The 18169-nt window shown below is 59.8% G+C and carries 19 protein-coding genes; 2 read left to right on the top strand and 17 right to left on the bottom strand.

Features of this window, described 5'->3' with window-relative positions:
* Nucleotides 1–23: 23 nt before the first annotated feature.
* Together ccmB and ccmA are read right to left on the bottom strand one after the other, a co-directional pair.
* Nucleotides 24–695 (bottom strand): heme exporter protein CcmB, encoded by a 672-nt coding sequence (gene ccmB, locus AAGW23_RS07800; protein WP_102836081.1) that lies wholly within the window; start codon nucleotides 693–695, stop codon nucleotides 24–26.
* Nucleotides 692–1327 (bottom strand): cytochrome c biogenesis heme-transporting ATPase CcmA, encoded by a 636-nt coding sequence (gene ccmA, locus AAGW23_RS07805; RefSeq protein WP_342405893.1) that lies wholly within the window; start codon nucleotides 1325–1327, stop codon nucleotides 692–694. The genes ccmB and ccmA overlap by 4 nt, the downstream gene beginning before the upstream one ends.
* Nucleotides 1328–1453: 126 nt before the next feature.
* Between ccmA and AAGW23_RS07810 the strand changes: the two genes are divergently transcribed.
* Nucleotides 1454–2977, top strand: coding sequence for a flagellar hook-length control protein FliK (locus AAGW23_RS07810; RefSeq protein WP_342405894.1), 1524 nt, complete (start codon nucleotides 1454–1456; stop codon nucleotides 2975–2977).
* Nucleotides 2974–3297 (top strand): EscU/YscU/HrcU family type III secretion system export apparatus switch protein, encoded by a 324-nt coding sequence (locus AAGW23_RS07815; RefSeq protein WP_342405895.1) that lies wholly within the window; start codon nucleotides 2974–2976, stop codon nucleotides 3295–3297. The genes AAGW23_RS07810 and AAGW23_RS07815 overlap by 4 nt, the downstream gene beginning before the upstream one ends.
* On the opposite strand, the gene AAGW23_RS07820 is transcribed toward AAGW23_RS07815, so the two are convergent.
* The 15 genes from AAGW23_RS07820 to flhA all read right to left on the bottom strand — a co-directional run bounded on the left by AAGW23_RS07820 (nucleotide 3278) and on the right by flhA (nucleotide 18086).
* Nucleotides 3278–3718, bottom strand: a complete 441-nt coding sequence (locus AAGW23_RS07820; protein WP_342405897.1) for a rhodanese-like domain-containing protein — start codon at nucleotides 3716–3718, stop codon at nucleotides 3278–3280. The genes AAGW23_RS07815 and AAGW23_RS07820 overlap by 20 nt on opposite strands.
* A 144-nt stretch (nucleotides 3719–3862) precedes the next feature.
* Entirely contained in the window at nucleotides 3863–4276 is a 414-nt protein-coding gene (locus AAGW23_RS07825) for a DUF2802 domain-containing protein (protein ID WP_342405898.1), read from the bottom strand.
* A gap of 3 nt (nucleotides 4277–4279) precedes the next feature.
* Nucleotides 4280–4759 carry a chemotaxis protein CheW gene (locus AAGW23_RS07830; protein WP_019340623.1) on the bottom strand — a complete coding sequence of 160 codons (480 nt, stop codon included), beginning with the start codon at nucleotides 4757–4759 and terminating at the stop codon, nucleotides 4280–4282.
* A gap of 85 nt (nucleotides 4760–4844) precedes the next feature.
* Nucleotides 4845–5666 carry a CheW domain-containing protein gene (locus AAGW23_RS07835; RefSeq protein WP_342405899.1) on the bottom strand — a complete coding sequence of 274 codons (822 nt, stop codon included), beginning with the start codon at nucleotides 5664–5666 and terminating at the stop codon, nucleotides 4845–4847.
* A gap of 86 nt (nucleotides 5667–5752) precedes the next feature.
* Nucleotides 5753–6541 carry a ParA family protein gene (locus tag AAGW23_RS07840; protein WP_342405900.1) on the bottom strand — a complete coding sequence of 263 codons (789 nt, stop codon included), beginning with the start codon at nucleotides 6539–6541 and terminating at the stop codon, nucleotides 5753–5755.
* 90 nt (nucleotides 6542–6631) lie between these two features.
* Complete coding sequence (gene motD, locus AAGW23_RS07845) at nucleotides 6632–7459, bottom strand: flagellar motor protein MotD (RefSeq protein ID WP_342405901.1); 828 nt, start codon at nucleotides 7457–7459, stop codon at nucleotides 6632–6634.
* Between the two features lie 141 nt (nucleotides 7460–7600).
* Entirely contained in the window at nucleotides 7601–8341 is a 741-nt protein-coding gene (locus AAGW23_RS07850) for a flagellar motor protein (protein WP_342405902.1), read from the bottom strand.
* Nucleotides 8341–9444 (bottom strand): chemotaxis response regulator protein-glutamate methylesterase, encoded by a 1104-nt coding sequence (locus tag AAGW23_RS07855; protein WP_342405903.1) that lies wholly within the window; start codon nucleotides 9442–9444, stop codon nucleotides 8341–8343. Before AAGW23_RS07855 ends, AAGW23_RS07850 begins: the two co-directional genes overlap by 1 nt.
* Before the next feature lie 49 nt (nucleotides 9445–9493).
* Complete coding sequence (locus AAGW23_RS07860; protein WP_342405904.1) at nucleotides 9494–11689, bottom strand: chemotaxis protein CheA; 2196 nt, start codon at nucleotides 11687–11689, stop codon at nucleotides 9494–9496.
* An 11-nt stretch (nucleotides 11690–11700) separates the two neighbouring features.
* Complete coding sequence (locus tag AAGW23_RS07865) at nucleotides 11701–12495, bottom strand: protein phosphatase CheZ (RefSeq protein WP_102836070.1); 795 nt, start codon at nucleotides 12493–12495, stop codon at nucleotides 11701–11703.
* Between the two features lie 23 nt (nucleotides 12496–12518).
* Nucleotides 12519–12893: a chemotaxis response regulator CheY gene (locus AAGW23_RS07870; protein WP_172830728.1), complete on the bottom strand. Its 375-nt coding sequence runs from the start codon at nucleotides 12891–12893 to the stop codon at nucleotides 12519–12521.
* A gap of 116 nt (nucleotides 12894–13009) precedes the next feature.
* Nucleotides 13010–13735, bottom strand: a complete 726-nt coding sequence (gene fliA / locus AAGW23_RS07875) for an RNA polymerase sigma factor FliA (protein WP_102836069.1) — start codon at nucleotides 13733–13735, stop codon at nucleotides 13010–13012.
* Nucleotides 13736–13749: 14 nt separating this feature from the next.
* Nucleotides 13750–14580, bottom strand: coding sequence for a flagellar synthesis regulator FleN (gene fleN / locus AAGW23_RS07880; protein ID WP_102836068.1), 831 nt, complete (start codon nucleotides 14578–14580; stop codon nucleotides 13750–13752).
* Nucleotides 14581–14671: 91 nt separating this feature from the next.
* Entirely contained in the window at nucleotides 14672–15949 is a 1278-nt protein-coding gene (flhF, locus tag AAGW23_RS07885; protein WP_342405906.1) for a flagellar biosynthesis protein FlhF, read from the bottom strand.
* Nucleotides 15950–15965: 16 nt separating this feature from the next.
* On the bottom strand, nucleotides 15966–18086 hold the full coding sequence (flhA, locus tag AAGW23_RS07890) for a flagellar biosynthesis protein FlhA (protein ID WP_342405907.1): 2121 nt from the start codon (nucleotides 18084–18086) through the stop codon (nucleotides 15966–15968).
* Between the last annotated feature and the right edge of the window lie 83 nt (nucleotides 18087–18169).

An 18169-nucleotide genomic window follows, 5' to 3' on the forward strand; every position in this document is an offset into this window, starting at 1 on the left:
GATAGAAACATTCTGCCAATCCGTCATTCGCCGACACTGATTCTCAGGCCGGCCGCTATTGCAAAGGGTGTCAGAGTAACTGCCAAGGCAGTCAGGCTGGAAAGCCATAATAGATAACCGAGCGCAGGCAGCCCCTGCAGCGCTGCCTGCAGTGCCCCACTGCCCAGAATGAGCACGGGGATGTACAGCGGGAGAATAAGCAGTGCCAACAACAGCCCGCCTCGCTTGAGCCCGACTGTCAAGGCGGCACCGACCGCGCCCAACAGGCTCAGAACTGGCGTACCCAGTAACAGCGACATCAGCAGTACCGGCAATGCGCTGACCGGCATACCCAGCATGAGTCCCAGCAGCGGTGCCAGCAGCACCAGCGCCAGGCCGGAGAACAACCAGTGTGCCAGCACCTTGGCGAGAACCAGAAGCGCCAACGGGTGCGGCGAAACGACCCACTGCTCCAGCGAGCCATCCTCAAAATCGCTGCGGAACAATCCGTCCAGAGAAAGCAACACAGCCAATAACGCAGCGACCCAGATCAGGCCGGGCGAAATGGTCTGCAGCAGCTGCGTCTCGGGGCCGACCGCCAAGGGAAACAGTGCGATCACAATGGCAAAGAACACCAATGGATTGGCCAGCTCTGCCGGCCGGCGGAACAACAGCCGGCTTTCGCGAGCCAGCAACAGCGTAAAGACGTTGCTCATGCGGCTCGCTGTCCCAGATCGATCGCGCGAAAACCCGCCGGCATTTCAACAAGCGAATGATGGGTGGTCAGCACGACCATGCCGCCTTGCTCGCAGTGAGTCGCCAGGTGCCGCTCTAGCTGTGCCACGCCGCCCTTATCGAGCGCCGTGAAAGGCTCATCGAGAATCCACAGGGGCGGCGGCGACAGATACAACCGGGCCAGCCCAACCCGGCGCTGCTGACCGGCTGAGAGTGTCTGGCAGGGCACATCCTCGAATCCTCGCAGCCCTACGGCCTCAAGCGCCTGCCAGATCGCATCACGCGACGCCGGCTGATGCAAGGCACACAGCCAGGTGAGATTTTCCTCGGCGCTCAGCAATCCTTTGATGCCGGCAGCATGACCGATCCACAACAGATTGCGGGCCAGTTCGCCGCGCTGGCTTTCCAGCGTTTCGCCCTTCAGCAGTACCTCTCCGGAGGTTGGTTGCATCAAGCCTGAAAGCAACCTCAGCAGGCTTGTCTTGCCACTGCCGTTGGGGCCGGCGATCTGCAACATTTCCCCTTTTACGATCTGCAGGTCTAACCTCTCGAAAAGCAGGCGCCAGTCTCGCTCACAGGTAAGCGCCACAGTTTCTAGAAAGGGGCTGGACACGCTAGGGCTACCTCAAGATGAAAGGAGCCCGGCCGCTACAAGATCGGGCGGGCGGCGGAATTATACATGCCGAACCCGGACGCCAAAGACCACAACGTAGAAAGGTTGTAAGAGCATTTAAGTAAGATGACCGAGATCAAAAGCACTCAGGCAATTCCCGCCGCCAGCCCTTCTCGCCCGACAGCGGCGCCGGCTGACCTGGCGTTGAAATTGCTGCAGCCAATGCAGGGATTGCTGGCCGCAGGCGAGAGTGCCGAAGCGGAAATCATCAGCATCAAGGAGGCACTGCAGAGCTTTCAGTTGACGCTGCGCCTGACCCTGACCAGTGGCCGACAGGCAACGGTCGAAACCACCAGTCCTAAAGCTGCCCCGCCAGGAGCCGCTCTATTCATCACCGCCGTCTCCGACTCACGTCTGATGGCTGCGCTGCAGCCCAACAATCGCCAGCCGCAGAGCAGCATCGATCTTGCGCAGTTTCCAACGGGCAGCGTGGTACAAGGCAAGGTTACAGCCAGCCAGCAGACTCAGCAGGACGGCAAGCTTCTGTTCAAGGTCGTAATCACTTTGCTCAATTCGCCGCTCGCTGGGCAGAAACTCAACGTCGAATCCGCCATGCCGCTTGCGCCAGGCAGTCTGATTACTGCGCGCGTCCAGGGCGACCAATCGTTGGCCTTCCTGCCCCTGAGCAGCCGCCTCGACCAGTTGATGCTGGGTCAACAACTGACCGCACAGCATAGTCGCCAAGGCTCGATCGAAGGGCTGCTCAGCGCGATCACACCCAGCTCGGCACTCCCCGAGCAATTGCGCGGTGCGGCCGAACGCCTGCTCAACCTGGTGCCGGACATGCAACAGCTTGGCGATGCCAAGGCCTTGGCACAGGCGCTGGCGCGCAGCGGGGTCTTTCTGGAAGGAAACCTCCTGCGCGGCGACGCAAATGACCTGCCTGCTGACATGAAGGCCACCCTGCTTCGCCTGATCGCGCAACTGCCGGGCTTGCCGGGTGGGGGAGCGCTAGCAGCGGCGCAGGCAGGTGCCAGCCTCGGCCAGGCTCTGCCGGCCTTCGCCCGCAATGCGCTCGGAGCGCTCGGCCAGGCAAATCCACGCCAGCTGGCGCAAAATTTCCCGTTGCCGAGCCGTTTAGTACCGAACACGGACGAAGAGCCTGATCTTGAGCTGTTGCTCAAACTGGCAGCAGCGGCAGTGTCGCGCCTACAGACACATCAACTGTCCAGCCTTGCCCAGACCCAGACCAGTCCGGACGGTACCCAGGTCACGACTTGGCAGCTCGAGGTACCGATGCGCGACCAGCGCGATATCGTCCCGCTGCAAGTGAAACTCCAACGCGAGGATGAGCCCCAACAAAACCGCAAGGAAAAACCGGAAACGCTGTGGAAGGTCGAGCTGGCGTTCGACGTCGCGCCGCTCGGCCCGTTGCAAGTCCAGGCACAACTGCTGCAGGGTCGTCTTTCGAGTCAGATCTGGGCCGAACGCAGCGGTACCGCCGAGCTGATCTCGGCAGAGCTCGAGCACTTGCGTCAGCGACTGGTCACAGCTGGATTGAATGTTGGTGAGCTGGCCTGTCGGCAGGGCACGCCGCCACAAGGACCTCGCACGTCACTGGATCAACGCTTTGTGGATGAAACCGCATGACAGCTCAGACACCTCGCCAAGCCATTGCTCTCACCTATGATGGCGCTGCCGCGCCTACCCTCTCAGCCAAAGGCGACGATGAACTGGCTGAAGCGATTCTGGCAATCGCACGCGAACACGACGTGCCGATTTACGAAAACGCCGAATTGGTAAAGTTGCTGGCGCGACTGGAGCTGGGCGATGCGATTCCGGAAGCGCTTTACCGAACCATCGCAGAGATCATCGCATTTGCCTGGTACCTAAAAGGCAAATGCCCGCCAGGCTTTAGTGCTCATAAGGACCCATCGTCAATTCCGCTGCTCAATGGGCCTGAGCGCTGAGCGTCGTGACGCCATCTATATGGCCCTTCTCCTGCGGAAGATCAGCCAGCATCCAGGCGAAGTAGCCTTCGCGGAAGTAAAACACCTGCTGGTAGCCCCATACGACCGCGAGGCGCACGGCCTCGGCACTCGCCGGGCAAACGTCACTATTGCAATAGATCACCAGAGGCACGTTTCTTGGCCACTCGGTCCGCGACAGCCCGAAGAATTCATGTGCCAGACTCATGTGCACCGCGCCCTCAACATGCCCCCAGGCCCACTCACGCCTGGGGCGCACATCGATGAACACCGCGCCGAGCGCATGAAGTTGCCGTGCCTGATACACGTTGACGGTCATTGCGCCGTTCACATGCGCCGGCGCTTCCGCTGCGCAGAGCCAGGCGGGGCTCGCCAGCAGGCACAGCATCAGAATGCGCAGCATCACATCCTCCCTGCCCTCGGGCACAGGTCTTCATCAGGCATGGCGAAACCTTGTCCAGATTTGAGGAAGCAACAGTCATATCGTTCAATGTCACGGTCAGCAGACCGAGTTCGTCAGCCGAGCACGGCGACGAAATTCTGCACGTTAGTTGGGATCGCGGCGTGCCTGATGCAACTTGCGCATCAACTCCGCTTCAGATTGGGACAAGCCGCAGGACTGCGTCAGATCATCGACGCTGGCGCCCATACCGACCAGTTTGGCCGCCTGGGAAAAGGAGAAATTGTTTGGATCGCGCTGTTCAAGCTGGCCCAGCTTTTCCGGCAATGGCGCAACGGTGCGCGACAGATCTTGCAGATCCTTGCCCATCCGCACATTGCTTTCCAAATAGTTATCAAGCCGAGCGCTGAGCGCCTTGATGCGTTTGTCACGGATAGCGTCTTCGCGCGCTTGCGTTTCGGCCTGCTGGCGCTGGCGGCGAAACAGCCAGATGCAGCAGCCGAGCAATGCGAGGCAGCACAAGGCAAGCGCAACGACCGCCGCTACCAGCGACGCAATCATGTTTCAGATGCTCTCAAGTTCCGCCCATTCTTCTTCGCTCATCATCTTGTCCAGTTCGACAAGAATCAACAGCTCATTGTTCTTGTTGCACACGCCCTGGATGAATTTCGCAGATTCATCGTTGCCGACGTTCGGCGCAGTCTCGATTTCCGATTGGCGCAGATAGACCACCTCAGCCACGCTGTCGACGAGGATGCCGACGACCTGGCGGTCAGCCTCAATGATGACGATACGGGTGTTGTCTGATACCGGCGCCGTGTCGAGACCAAAGCGCTGGCGCGTATCGATCACCGTAACCACGTTGCCACGCAGGTTGATGATGCCCAGCACATAACTGGGAGCACCCGGCACCGGGGCGATTTCGGTGTAACGCAGCACTTCCTGGACCTGCATCACGTTGATGCCATAGGTCTCGTTGTCCAGTCGGAAGGTTACCCATTGCAGGACCGGATCATCGGAACCCTGTGCGGAAGTCATCTTCATAGCCCACCTCTTCATGTACCGCACTGGCGGTTGATTCTATCGGTTACTCGGGGCGCTTGTGTGCCCCTGTGTCTGTTCTATTCGTTTACGACGGGACGCCCTTGAGATGCCGGGTCGCACCGCTGGCGATCAGCTCGGCGAGCGCGGCCACGTCCACCAGAGCACACATGTGGTCGATCACCGTACCGGCTAGCCAGGGCCGCTGAGTGCGCTGAGTTCGCCACTTCACTTCTTTCGGGTCCAGACGAATCGAGCGACTGACCTGATGCACTGCCAGCCCCCACTCATATCCCTGTACCGAAATCACGTACTGAAGTCCGTCGCGGAAATCGTCGCGATACCGTTCAGCCATGACCCAACGTGCTGTGTCCAGAACTTTCAGATTGCCAGCCTGGCTCGGCAAGATACCGAGAAACCAGGCGGGCTGGCCGAAAAGAGGCGTGAGCTCTTGTCCGGCAAGCGGGTAGATCGAGCCGAGACTCACCAGCGGCACCGCCAGCGTCAGCCCGGCCACATCGAACAACAAGCACTCGAACGGCTCCTCACCCCACTCCGGCTGACTGCTAGGGATCGCGGGAGGGCCAACCGGAGCCTGCCCCTGCGGCTCGAAAATCGCAATCGGCTCGACCGGTGCAGGCGGTGCTTCCACGGGCAATTCGGGCGGCAATTCGAGTAACGCCTGAGCCTCGACTACCGGAGCGACCATAGTTTCGGGGTCAGGCAGAGCAACCGGTCGCAGGGCAACCACCCGCTGTGTATCGCGTTGTTGCTCCTCGAGCACGGCAGCCTGAAACTCGTCTGGACTGACCGATTCGGTCAATCCGATGACAGCGTCCTGCAACAGGGCGTCGAGATATGACTGCAGCGTCTGTTGCGATCGGCTTTCTTTAAGAACGGTACGACTCATGGAACCAACTCGTGCGAACCCACTGAATAGGCTATCGGCCGCACCCAGGGCGAACTTGAACTGCCGACGCGGCCGTACGTCGTCATTCAGGCGACCTCTGGCGACGCTTGCGCCGCCAGCAGTGTTTTGAGCAGCGCGCGATAGGCAAGCACGCCTCGGCTACTGGGGTCATGCTGCGATGGCGTAAGGCCGGCGCGACTGGCATCACGCAACCGTGTGTCAATCGGAATGAACGCTTGCCAGAGGTGATCCTGATAGCCGTTACGCAAGACTTTGAGGGTATTCATCGACGCCTGGGTGCGACGATCAAACATGGTCGGCACGATGGTGTAAGGCAAGGCCTGTCGGCGCGACCGGTTGATCATACTCAGCGTGCTGACCATGCGCTCCAGCCCCTTCATTGCCAGGAATTCGGTCTGCACTGGAATGATCAGCTGCTGGCTGGCGGCTAACGCGTTGACCATCAGCACACCAAGCAGCGGCGGGCTGTCGATGATGGCGTAATCGAAATCCTGCCAGAGCTGCGAAAGACTCTTGGCGATGACCAGGCCGAGACCGTTCTGGCCCGGTGACTGGCGCTCCAGCGTCGCCAGCACCGTACTGGACGGCAGCAAGGAGAGACGCTCATGGCTGGTTGGCAGCAGCAACTGCCAGGGCAGCCCCTCGGGAACGGTTCCCTGATGCTGGAACAGGTCAAAGACACTGTGATCGAGATTATCCGGATCATGGCCGAAATAGCTCGTCATCGAGCCGTGGGGATCGAGATCCAGCGCTACGACCCGCTTACCGGAATCGGCCAGCAAACCGGCAAGTGCAATGGAGGTAGTGGTCTTGCCCACTCCGCCTTTTTGGTTGGCTACAGCCCAGACTCTCATAACTCTTTTTCCATCCGGATCGAACCAGACCGGGACCGGCCGTCTCGGCTTTGGCCAACGACGGAGAATTGACGACGCCGCGAGCGGCACCTAACGATCAGAGGGAGCAGCACGTTGTGTGCCAGTTTGGGCACTGCCCACTACCGGTCGGGCATTTGCGCTTCCAACCCCACTGACGCTGCGACGCACATCGAGATTTCGGGAGATGACCAGGATCACACGACGATTACGCGCCCTGCCCTCAGCGGTGGAGTTGTCGGCGATAGGCTGAAATTCGCCGTAACCCACCGCCGCCATGCGCGCCGGGTTGACGCCGTCCGCAGCCAGCATCCGCACCACACTGCCAGCCCGTGCGGCGGACAGCTCCCAGTTGGTCGGATACTTCGCCGTGTTGATAGGAAGGTTATCAGTGAAGCCCTCGACGTGAATCGGGTTATCGAACGGTGCCAGAATCCCGGCGACCTTTTCCAGAAGATCGAACGCATGGTCGTTGGGCAGCGCATCGCCACTGGGGAACAGCAGGCTCGAGTTCAGCTCGATTTCCACCCAAAGCTCATTACCGCGAATGGTCAGCTGATTGGAACCGATAAGATCGGCGAAGGCCGCCTGCATGCTTTGCATGATGCTCTGCAGCGGATCGATTGGCTGCTGCGATGATTGCGACTCATCGATCTGGGATACGTCCGGCAGTGTAGTTCGCGGCCGCTCTTCACCAATCGGAATCGGCTTTACGGCTCGGTCGACCTGATTGAAAACGCCTACCAACGAGTCGGACAAGATTTTGTATTTGCCCTCGTTGAGCGAGGAGATCGAATACATCACTACGAAAAAGGCAAACAGCAGTGTGATGAAGTCCGCGTAGGAGACCAGCCAACGCTCATGATTCTCGGGCTCTTCGTGAGTGCGGCGACGAGCCATGGTCAGATCACCACACACCAGGCACAGCGAATGAAAAGGCTCGCCGTGGCGACACTTGGGCGAAACATCGTAATTGAAGCCTTAGCCATGTTCATTCCCAGGTCCGTAGCGCCAAGCGTACGCAGCGCTGCCCGTGTGCCATTAATCAATGAAACCCTGAAGCTTCATTTCGATCGAGCGAGGGTTCTCCCCTTCAGCGATCGACAGAACCCCTTCGAGCAACATCTCGCGGTAAGCGGTCTGCTTCTGCACCACGCTCTTGAGCTTGTTGCCCATTGGCAACACCAGCAGGTTGGCAAAGGCCACGCCGTAAATGGTGGCCACGAATGCAACCGCAATACCGCTGCCCAGCTGACTGGGATCGGCGAGGTTGCCCATGACATGGATCAGCCCCATCACGGCGCCGATGATGCCTACCGTGGGGGAATAGCCGCCCATGCTCTCGAATACTTTCGCCGCCCTGAGATCGCGGGTTTCTTGGGTGTAGAGGTCAACCTCAAGAATGCTGCGAATCACTTCCGGCTCAGCACCATCGACCAGCAGCTGCAGGCCCTTGCGGGCATAGGGGTCAGGCTCGGTTTCAGCGATCGGCTCAAGACCAAGCAGCCCCTCCTTGCGCGCCGTGGCGCTCCATCCCGTGACCAGATTGATTCCACGAACCATGTCGATGCGCGGCGGGAAAAATATCCAACCCATCACCGACATCGCGCGCATGAAAACCGCCATGGGCGTCTGCAGCAACACGGCTCCGAGTGTGCCGCCGAGAACAATAAGCGCAGCCGGCCCGTTGAGCAGCGCCGAAACATGCCCACCCTCGAGGAAATTACCCCCAACAATGGCGACGAATGCGAGCACCAGCCCAATCAGGCTGAGTACATCCATTAGATGCACGCCTCGCTCAAGTGACGACCAATGTCATCGAGCCCGTAAACGGCGTCGCTGAGGTTGGCCTTGACCACCGCCATCGGCATGCCATAGATCACACAGCTGGCCTCGTCCTGGGCCCACACCTGGCTACCGCTCTGCTTGAGCATCCTCGCCCCTTCGCGGCCGTCAGCACCCATGCCGGTCAGCACTACGGCCAGCACCTTATCGCCGAACGCCTTGGCGGCAGAACCGAACGTTACATCCACACAAGGGCGATAGTTGAGTCGCTCGTCGCCCGGCAATATGCGCACCGCGCCGCGTCCATCGACCATCATCTGCTTGCCTCCAGGCGCTAGCAAAGCCAGGCCCGGCCGCAGCAGGTCACCGTCCTCAGCCTCCTTGACACGGATATTGCAAAGCTTGTCCAGACGCTCAGCGAAGGCCTTGGTGAAGGCGGCCGGCATGTGCTGGATCAGCACGATAGGCGCCGGAAAATTACCGGGCAGCTGCGTCAGTACGCGCTGAAGCGCCACCGGTCCACCGGTCGATGTGCCAATGGCTACCAGCCGGTACGACTTGCGACGAGGCGCCGAAGCTGAAGCCGTATGGGTCGGCGCCGAAGGCCTCGCATGAGAGGTGATAACCGATGGGCTGCCGCCAGCCGGACGCGCTGCGTGGGGCGCGGCTGCAGAAGCGGTGACAGTGCTGCTGAAACGGCGATTGCTACGCGAGATGCTATGAACCTTTTCGCACAGCAGCTGCTTGACCTTATCCGGGTTTCGCGAAATGTCCTCGAAGTTCTTGGGCAGAAAATCAACGGCCCCCGCATCCAGCGCATCGAGCGTGACCCGAGCGCCTTCATGGGTGAGCGAGGAGAACATCAACACCGGCGTTGGGCAGCGTTGCATGATCTGCCGGACCGCGGTGATACCGTCCATCATCGGCATCTCGTAATCCATGGTGATGACGTCCGGTTTCAACGCCAGCGCCTGGTCAATTGCCTCGCGCCCGTTGGTCGCGGTTCCGATCACCTGGATATTCGAGTCTGAAGAAAGAATCTCCGATACACGGCGGCGGAAGAAGCCGGAATCGTCCACCACCAGGACCTTGACTGCCATAAAACAACTCCTAGCGACAGCGGTCCGAGGAAAAACCGCTGCCTACTGATCAGATCCGGCGCGCGTAACGCTTGAGCATGCTCGGGACATCCAGGATCAAGGCGATACGACCATCGCCGGTGATAGTCGCACCGGACATTCCCGGAGTGCCCTGCAGCATTTTGCCCAACGGCTTGATCACCACCTCCTCCTGCCCCACCAGCTGATCGACGACGAAGCCGATACTTTGATTGCCGACGTTGAGGATCACTACGTGCCCTTCACGCTGCTCTTCAAGCTCGGCTCCGTGCACCAGCCAGCGCTTGAGATAGAACAACGGCAGCGCCTTGTCGCGGACTATCACGACCTCCTGACCGTCAACTACGTTGGTACGGGATAGATCGAGGTGGAATATTTCATTGACGCTGACCAGCGGGAAGGCGAACGCCTGGTTGGCAAGCATGACCATCAGGGTCGGCATGATCGCCAGCGTCAGCGGCACCTTGATCACGACGCGTGAGCCCTGCCCCTTGTTGGAAAAGACGTTGACCGTTCCGTTAAGCTGCGAAATCTTGGTCTTGACCACATCCATGCCGACGCCGCGGCCGGACACATCGGAAATCTCGGTCTTGGTCGAAAAGCCCGGCGCAAAAATCAGGTTATAAGATTCCAGATCGCTCAGTCGGTCGGCAGCGTCCTTATCGAGCAAGCCTTTCTCAACCGCCTTGGCGCGCAGGACGTCCGCATCCATACCTTTGCCGTCATCGGTGATCAGCAGCAGGATGTGGTCGCCTTCCTGTTCAGCGGAAAGCACAACCTTGCCGGTACGCGGCTTGCCTGCAGCTTCGCGCTCTTCCGGCGTTTCGATGCCGTGGTCCACAGCGTTGCGCACCAAGTGCACCAACGGATCGGCCAGCGCCTCGACAAGGTTCTTATCCAGGTCGGTTTCTTCGCCGACCAGCTCCAGATTGATCTCTTTCTTAAGGCTGCGAGCCAGATCGCGAACCAGACGCGGGAAGCGGCCAAAGACCTTTTTGATCGGCTGCATGCGCGTTTTCATCACGGCACTTTGCAGATCAGCGGTCACCACATCGAGGTTGGACACGGCCTTGGCCATGGCCTCATCGGCACTGTTCGAGCCCAGCCGCACAAGGCGATTACGCACCAGCACCAGTTCACCAACCATGTTCATGATTTCATCGAGTCGCGCAGTATCGACTCGAACGGTTGTCTCCGCCTCGCTCGCAGGCTTCTCCGGTGCGGCGGCAGGCTTGGATGCAGGCTCCGCTTTAGCTGGAACAGCGGCTTTGCTCGCTACGGCGCTTGCAGCAGGCTTCGCTGGCGCGGCCTTCTTTTCCGCAGGCGCGGCGACCGGTGCAGGCTTAGCAGCGGGTACAACTGCAGCCGCAGCTGGAGCAGCCGCGTCGGGCTCAAACTTCCCTTTGCCATGCAGCTGGTCCAGCAGCGCTTCGAACTCGTCATCACTGATGTCGTCACCGCCTGCAGCTACAGGTTTGGCCACCGCCTCAGCGGGTGCGGCGGCCACAGGCTCGGCGAACTGGCCTTTGCCATGCAGCTGGTCGAGCAGCGCCTCAAATTCGTCGTCGGTAATCTCGTCGCTGGCAGTCTGTCCTGCCACCGCAGCAGGAGGAGCGACCGGAGTCGATTGTTGGTCAGCAGCAAACTGACCCTTTCCGTGGAGTTGATCAAGCAGCGATTCGAACTCCTCGTCGGTGATTTCATCCGGGGCGTTTGAAGACGGCGCCTCGGCTGATTCGTCCAGTGCGCCAAGAAACTGCTCGAACTCGCTGTCGGCTGTTACCACAGGCTCCGGCTCAGCCTCGAAAGGGGCTTCGACCGCCGGCTCCTGCGCGTCGGCCGGCTCAGCCAAACGGGCCAGCGCTGCCAGAAGCTCAGGGGTCGCCGGGGTAACCTCGGTACGCTCGCGCACCTGGCTAAACATTTCATTGACGGAGTCGAGAGCCTGCAGCACGACATCCATCAATTCCGAGTCGACGCGACGCTCACCCTTACGCAGGATGTCGAAGACGTTTTCGGCGATGTGGCAGCACTCCACCAGCTCATGCAGCTGGAGAAACCCGGCACCGCCTTTTACCGTATGGAAACCGCGAAAAATCGCATTGAGCAAGGCTGTGTCATCGGGGCTGCTTTCCAGCTCCACCAGCTGCTCTGACAATAGTTCGAGAATCTCGCCGGCCTCTACCAGGAAATCCTGGAGGATTTCTTCATCGGCGTCGAAGCTCATATTTACTTCCCCTAAAAGCCCAGGCTCGAAAGCAGATCATCGACATCGTCCTGCCCGGAAACGACGTCTTCACGTATATCGGCATGCATCTGCGGACCTTCACCATTGGAAGGCTGTTTTTCTTGTTTTTTTAGTTCCTGCTCGGCGCGCATCGCTTCGCGGTCATGCTGGATGCCCGCCACGCGGTCAACCTGGCCTGCCATCAGCACCAGATTAAGCAGGTTACTTTCGAGTTCGGTAATGAGCCGGGTCACCCTTTTGATCACCTGACCGGTAAGGTCCTGGAAATCCTGGGCCAGCATGATTTCGCTAAGGTTCTGCGACAGCTGACTGCCATCGTTCATGCTGCGTTGGAGAAACTGATCGATGCGTTTGACCAGGTCGCGGAACTGTTCAGCGTTCATATCGCGACGCATGAAGCGCTGCCAGTCGGCAGTCAGGCTCTGGGCTTCGTAGCTGACGTAGTTCACCAGCGGCGCCGACTCCTCAACCAGGTCCATGGTGCGGTTGGCCGCTTTTTCGGTCATCTCCACCACGTAGGACAACCGGTCTGTGGCGTCGGTAATTGGCGACGGATCGCCCCCCGTGGCACAGGTGTCCATTTCGAGCTTGACGATCGCGTTGTGCAGCTCACGCGTGAGTTTGCCAACTTCCTGATACAGCCCCAGGTTGCGTGCCTGATTGAGCTCGTTAAACATCTGCGTCGCTTCTTCGAAGCGGCCTTGCTGCAAACTTTCAATCAATTGGGGTGCATGAGCCCTCAGAGTCGCTTCGAACTCTGCCAGGCCTTGGTCTGCTTGCGTCATAGTGCCCTCGCGGCGTTACTGCTTCAGCCGTTGACGCGCTCGAAGATCTTTTCGATCTTTTCTTTGAGCACTTGAGCCGTGAATGGCTTGACGACGTATCCGTTAACGCCAGCCTGCGCGGCCTCGATGATCTGATCGCGCTTCGCCTCAGCGGTCACCATCAGCACCGGCAGATGCTTGAGGCGCTCGTCGGCGCGCACAGCGCGCAGCAGGTCGATGCCGCTCATGCCGGGCATGTTCCAGTCGGTGACGAGAAAATCGAAACTCCCGCTTTTCAGCATTGGCAAAGCAGTCGTGCCGTCGTCCGCTTCGGCGGTATTGGTAAAGCCCAGATCGCGCAAGAGGTTCTTGATGATCCGTCTCATGGTCGAAAAATCGTCGACGATGAGGATTTTCATGTTCTTGTCCAAGTACACCTCCGTAAACCCGAATCCGAGACCTGCTCACGGTCTGTTTGCGGGCCTCATGAATGAAGCTCGTAAGCGGTCTCTAATGCTTTGTTGCAAACCGGTCGTTAACGCGCGCGCCACTCGCCAAGACGAGCCCGCAGACGTGCCGCGCACTGACTGTGCAACTGACTCACCCGCGATTCACTGACGCCCAGTACCTGACCGATTTCCTTCAAGTTCAACTCTTCGTCGTAATACAGCGAAAGCACCAACTTTTCACGTTCGGGCAGGTTGCCGATGGCTTCAGCCAAGGCCTGTTGGAAACGCTCGTCTTCGAGATCGCGGGACGGTTCCGGATGGGTGCTGGCAGCATCCTCCTCGAACTCCCCATGCTCGCCTTCCTGAAGCAGATCATCGAAGCTGAACAGGCGGCTGCCCAAGGTGTCGCCCAGAATGCCGTAGTACTCATCGAGACTCAATTTAAGTTCGGCCGCAACTTCCTGATCTTTAGCGTCGCGTCCTGTTCTGGCCTCAATTGCCCGAATCGCCTCACTGACCATGCGCGAATTCCGGTGTACCGAACGCGGCGCCCAATCTCCCTTGCGCACCTCGTCGAGCATTGCACCGCGTATGCGAATACCCGCGTAAGTCTCGAAACTCGCACCCTTTCCAGCGTCATATTTCTTTGACGCTTCCAGCAAGCCGATCATCCCTGCCTGCATCAGGTCGTCGACCTGCACGCTCGCCGGCAAACGCGCCAGGAGGTGGTAAGCAATGCGTTTGACCAACGGCGCGTATTGGTCGATGAGTTGGTACTGCGAGTCTTTAGCCTGAGCTTTGCTGTAATACATACCGAATCCAGCCGCTATTGTTCGTTAGGCTCTGCGGCGGGCCTGACGAGGCGCTCCACAAAGAACTCCAGATGACCGCGTGGCGTTGCCGGCAACGGCCAGGTGTCAACTTTCTGCGCGATGGCCTTGAACGCCAGCGAACATTTTGCACGGGGGTAGGCTTCATACACGGCGCGCTGCTTCTGCACGGCCTTGCGCACCGACTCGTCGTATGGAATCGCGCCTACATACTGCAGCGCCACATCCAGGAAGCGCTCAGTCACCTTGGTCAACTTGGCGAACAGATTGCGGCCTTCCTGTGGCGCATGGGCCATGTTGGCCAGCACCCGGAAGCGGCTGATGCCGTAGTCGCGATTGAGCAACTTGATCAGCGCGTAGGCATCGGTGATCGACGTGGGCTCGTCGGTCACCACCAGCAGCACTTCCTGTGCGGCGCGCACAAAGCTCACCACACCGTCACCAATACCAGCGGCGGTGTCGATGATCAGCACATCGATGTCATCGCCGATGTCGCTGAACGCTTGGATCAGGCCGGAGTGCTGCAGTGTCGATAGCTGCACCATGCTCTGCGTACCGGATGCCGCCGGCACGATGCGGATGCCGCCCGGCCCCTGGATCAGCACGTCACGCAGATCGCACTCACCTGCAATGACATCAGCCAGGGTGCGTTTGGTCGTCAGGCCGAGCAACACATCGACATTGGCCAGACCAAGGTCGGCGTCGAGCAACACGACCCGACGCCCGAGATCGGCCAGCGCCAAGGACAGATTGACCGACACATTGGTCTTGCCGACGCCACCTTTGCCGCCAGTCACTGCAATAACCTGTACGGGATGCATACCCATTTTCACACGCCTATCTCTTGCTGGAGCCCTAGGGCCATCGATGCGTTCAGCCCGAACGCGTCTTCTTTGTGTGTCTCACGTAGCAAAGCGTTCATCCGACCTTCCGAGAACCGTTGTAAAGATCGGAGAACATGTCTGCCATGGTTTCCTCGCTCGGACTCTCTTCCGACTGCAAGCTCACCGCACGACTGACCAACTGGTGACTGCGAGGCAGATGCAGGTCGTCCGGAATACGCGGCCCATCGGCGAGGTAAGCGATAGGCAGATGCTGACTGATGATAAGCCCCAACACATCGCCAAGACTGCCCGCCTCATCCAGTTTAGTCAGGATGCAGCCAGCCAGCCCGCAACGGCGGTAATTGTGCCAGGTCGCCTTGAGCACCTGGCTCTGGCTGGTCGCCGGCAGGACCAGGTAATTCTTCGCTTTGATGCCACGGTCCGCCAAGGCTTCGAGCTGCACCTTCATCATCGAGTCACCCGCTGGCAGGCCGGCGGTATCGACAAGAATCAGGCGCTTACGAGCCAGCGGCGCCAATGTCTTGCTGAGGGGTTGATTCGGGTCCAGCTGAACAACCGGAACGTCGAGAATCCGACCGAGGGTTTTCAGCTGTTCCTGAGCGCCGATGCGGTAGTTGTCCATGCTCGCCAGGGCGATACTCTGCGGGCCGTGCTTGAGCACGTAACGTGCAGCGAGCTTGGCCAGTGTGGTGGTCTTGCCGGCACCGGCCGGGCCGACCAGAGCGATCACCCCACCTTCTTCCAGCGGCTCGACCTTGGTCACCTTGATCGATTGCGCCAGATGCGCCAACAACATCCGCCAGGCCTGGCGTGGCTCCGATACGGTGGAGACTTTTTCAAGCAAGGCGCGAGACAGTTCGGCCGGCAAACCGATGCGCTGCAGGCGGCGCCAGAGGCCAGCCTGTTGCGGACGGCGGCTCTGCTCCTGCCCCCAGGCAATAGAACCGAGCTGCACTTCGATCAGTTCACGCAGGCCCTGCAGTTCCGACTGCATCGCCTCGACCGCACGTGATTCGAACGACGGGCTCGCGGCGCCGGGGGTTGCCTGGGGCGCAGCTGCGGGCTTCTCGTCAAGCAGCTGACGATCCTGACCGGCCGAACCGCGCGCTGGCGAACTGATTTCAGCGTGGGCACTGGCAAGTCGCGCCTGAGTCTTGCGCAGCTCGGCTTCGAGAGCCGGATTAGGCTGCTTCGCCACAGCCGATTCCATCGGATAATCAAGCACAGCGGTCAGCTCGACGCCGCCAGCGACCCGACGGTTTCCCGTGATCACGGCGTCAGCGCCCAGCTCGTCACGAATCATCTTCATGGCGATACGCATGTCGGCTGCGAAGAAACGTTTGACCTGCATGGCCTGTAGCCCTCAGTTAATTCTGACCCACCGTTGAAACGATGGTGACCTGCTTGTTATCCGGTATTTCCTGATAGGCCAGGACATGAATGTTCGGTACGGCGAGCCGGGCAAACCGCGACAGCATCGCGCGGACTGGACCTGCCACCAGCAGAATCGCCGGCTTACCTAACATTTCTTGACGCTGTGCCGCTTCTACCAGAGAACGTTGCAACTTTTCGGCCATTCCCGGCTCGAGGAGAATGCCATCTTCCGAGCCTTGCCCAGCCTTCTGAAGGCTATTGAGCAATATCTGTTCCAACCTGGGCTCAAGGGTGATCACAGGCAGCTGCGGCTCAAGCCCGACAACGTTTTGCACGATTGCACGAGACAGCGCGACACGCACCGCCGCTACCATTGCGGCGGGATCTTGACTCTTGGCGGCGACGTTGGCGATGGCCTCGGCAATGGTACGGATATCACGCACCGGCACCTGCTCCTGCAGCAGCGCCTGCAGCACCTTGAGCAACGTGGACAAGGAAATCATCCCGGGCACCAGCTCCTCGGCGAGCTTGGGCGAGCTCTTCGCCAGCAATTGCAGAAGCTGCTGGACTTCCTCGTGACCGAGCAATTCATGGGCATGCTTGTGCAGTATCTGGTTGAGGTGCGTCGCCACCACAGTACTGGCATCGACCACCGTGTAGCCGAGCGATTGAGCCTGATCGCGCTGGCTGGCTTCAATCCATACCGCCTCCAAGCCGAAAGCCGGGTCCTTGGCGGCGATGCCGTTGAGCGGGCCGAACACCTGCCCCGGATTGATTGCCAGCTCACGATCTGGATACACCTCGGCTTCCGCCAGGCTGACGCCCATCAGCGTCAAGCGATAGGCGTTGGGCAGCAGGTCGAGATTGTCGCGAATGTGCACCGACGGCATCAGAAAGCCGAGATCCTGGGACAGCTTCTTGCGCACGCCCTTGATCCGGGCCAGCAGCTGTCCACCCTGATTACGATCAACCAGAGGGATCAGCCGATAGCCAACCTCCAGGCCGACCATATCCACTGCTGTCACATCATCCCAGCCCAGTTCCTTGGTCTCGGCGGCCCGCTGGGCTGGGAGCATTTCCTGCTGCTTCTGCACCTCCTGCTCGGCCTGTTGCGAGACCTGCTTCTGCCGGTGCCAGATCCAGTAGGCGCCACCTGCAGCCACCGCCCCAAGGCCGAGAAACGACATGTGGGGCATGCCCGGCACCAGGCCCATGGCGATCATGATGCCCGCCGACACCGCCAGCGCTTTGGGCGAGGCGAACATCTGCCGGTTGACCTGCTGCCCCATGTCCTCGGAACTGGTAACGCGGGTCACCATGATGGCAGCGGCCGTCGACAGCAAGAGCGAAGGGATCTGCGCCACCAAGCCGTCACCGATGGTCAGCAAGGCATAAACCTGCCCCGCTTCACTGAAGCTCATGCCGTGCTGCGCCATGCCGATGCCGACGCCGCCGATGAGGTTGATGAACAGAATCAGCAGGCCGGCGATGGCGTCGCCGCGAACGAACTTGCTCGCACCGTCCATCGAACCGTAAAAGTCTGCCTCGGAGGCGACCTCGACCCGGCGCAACTTCGCTTCGCTTTGATCAATCAGACCGGCGTTGAGGTCGGCGTCGATGGCCATTTGCTTGCCTGGCATGGCATCAAGGGTGAAGCGCGCGCTGACTTCGGAAATACGCCCGGCACCTTTGGTAACCACGACGAAGTTGATGATCATCAGAATCGCGAAGACGACGATACCGACGACGTAGTTGCCGCCGATCACCACGTTGCCGAAGGCCTCGATCACGTGACCAGCCGCTGAGCCGCCTTCATGGCCATTGATCAGCACTACCCGTGTCGATGCCACGTTGAGCGCGAGTCGCATCAGCGTGGCGACCAGCAGAATCGTCGGGAATACGGCAAAGTCCAGCGGACGCAGGGCGTAGACGCTGACCAACAGCACGACAATCGACAAGGCAATATTGAAGGTAAACAGCAGGTCCAGAAGGAACGGCGGCACCGACAACATCATCATGCCCATCATAACCAGCAACAGCAGCGGCACCCCGAGGTTGCCCCGCCCTGCGCCCGCTAGGCCGTTGCCGAAATTGATGAGTTGCGTGCGATCCACGTAGACCCCGCCAGACAAGAACAAAGAATTGACGCAAAACGCGTCCTGTCCGGGCTATAGCAAGAAGAGGTCCAGTTTTGGTC

Source organism: Stutzerimonas chloritidismutans, assembly GCF_038562055.1.
Taxonomy (GTDB): domain Bacteria; phylum Pseudomonadota; class Gammaproteobacteria; order Pseudomonadales; family Pseudomonadaceae; genus Stutzerimonas; species Stutzerimonas chloritidismutans_A.

Bases quoted from the DNA above. Each gene is read 5' to 3' on its own strand.
- ccmB (WP_102836081.1), bottom strand. From the start codon at position 695: ATGAGCAACGTCTTTACGCTGTTGCTGGCTCGCGAAAGCCGGCTGTTG.
- AAGW23_RS07810 (WP_342405894.1), top strand. From the start codon at position 1,454: ATGACCGAGATCAAAAGCACTCAGGCAATTCCCGCCGCCAGCCCTTCT.
- AAGW23_RS07815 (WP_342405895.1), top strand. From the start codon at position 2,974: ATGACAGCTCAGACACCTCGCCAAGCCATTGCTCTCACCTATGATGGC.
- AAGW23_RS07820 (WP_342405897.1), bottom strand. From the start codon at position 3,718: ATGCTGCGCATTCTGATGCTGTGCCTGCTGGCGAGCCCCGCCTGGCTC.
- AAGW23_RS07825 (WP_342405898.1), bottom strand. From the start codon at position 4,276: ATGATTGCGTCGCTGGTAGCGGCGGTCGTTGCGCTTGCCTTGTGCTGC.
- AAGW23_RS07830 (WP_019340623.1), bottom strand. From the start codon at position 4,759: ATGAAGATGACTTCCGCACAGGGTTCCGATGATCCGGTCCTGCAATGG.
- AAGW23_RS07835 (WP_342405899.1), bottom strand. From the start codon at position 5,666: ATGAGTCGTACCGTTCTTAAAGAAAGCCGATCGCAACAGACGCTGCAG.
- AAGW23_RS07840 (WP_342405900.1), bottom strand. From the start codon at position 6,541: ATGAGAGTCTGGGCTGTAGCCAACCAAAAAGGCGGAGTGGGCAAGACC.
- motD (WP_342405901.1), bottom strand. From the start codon at position 7,459: ATGGCTCGTCGCCGCACTCACGAAGAGCCCGAGAATCATGAGCGTTGG.
- AAGW23_RS07850 (WP_342405902.1), bottom strand. From the start codon at position 8,341: ATGGATGTACTCAGCCTGATTGGGCTGGTGCTCGCATTCGTCGCCATT.
- AAGW23_RS07855 (WP_342405903.1), bottom strand. From the start codon at position 9,444: ATGGCAGTCAAGGTCCTGGTGGTGGACGATTCCGGCTTCTTCCGCCGC.
- AAGW23_RS07860 (WP_342405904.1), bottom strand. From the start codon at position 11,689: ATGAGCTTCGACGCCGATGAAGAAATCCTCCAGGATTTCCTGGTAGAG.
- AAGW23_RS07865 (WP_102836070.1), bottom strand. From the start codon at position 12,495: ATGACGCAAGCAGACCAAGGCCTGGCAGAGTTCGAAGCGACTCTGAGG.
- AAGW23_RS07870 (WP_172830728.1), bottom strand. From the start codon at position 12,893: ATGAAAATCCTCATCGTCGACGATTTTTCGACCATGAGACGGATCATC.
- fliA (WP_102836069.1), bottom strand. From the start codon at position 13,735: ATGTATTACAGCAAAGCTCAGGCTAAAGACTCGCAGTACCAACTCATC.
- fleN (WP_102836068.1), bottom strand. From the start codon at position 14,580: ATGGGTATGCATCCCGTACAGGTTATTGCAGTGACTGGCGGCAAAGGT.
- flhF (WP_342405906.1), bottom strand. From the start codon at position 15,949: ATGCAGGTCAAACGTTTCTTCGCAGCCGACATGCGTATCGCCATGAAG.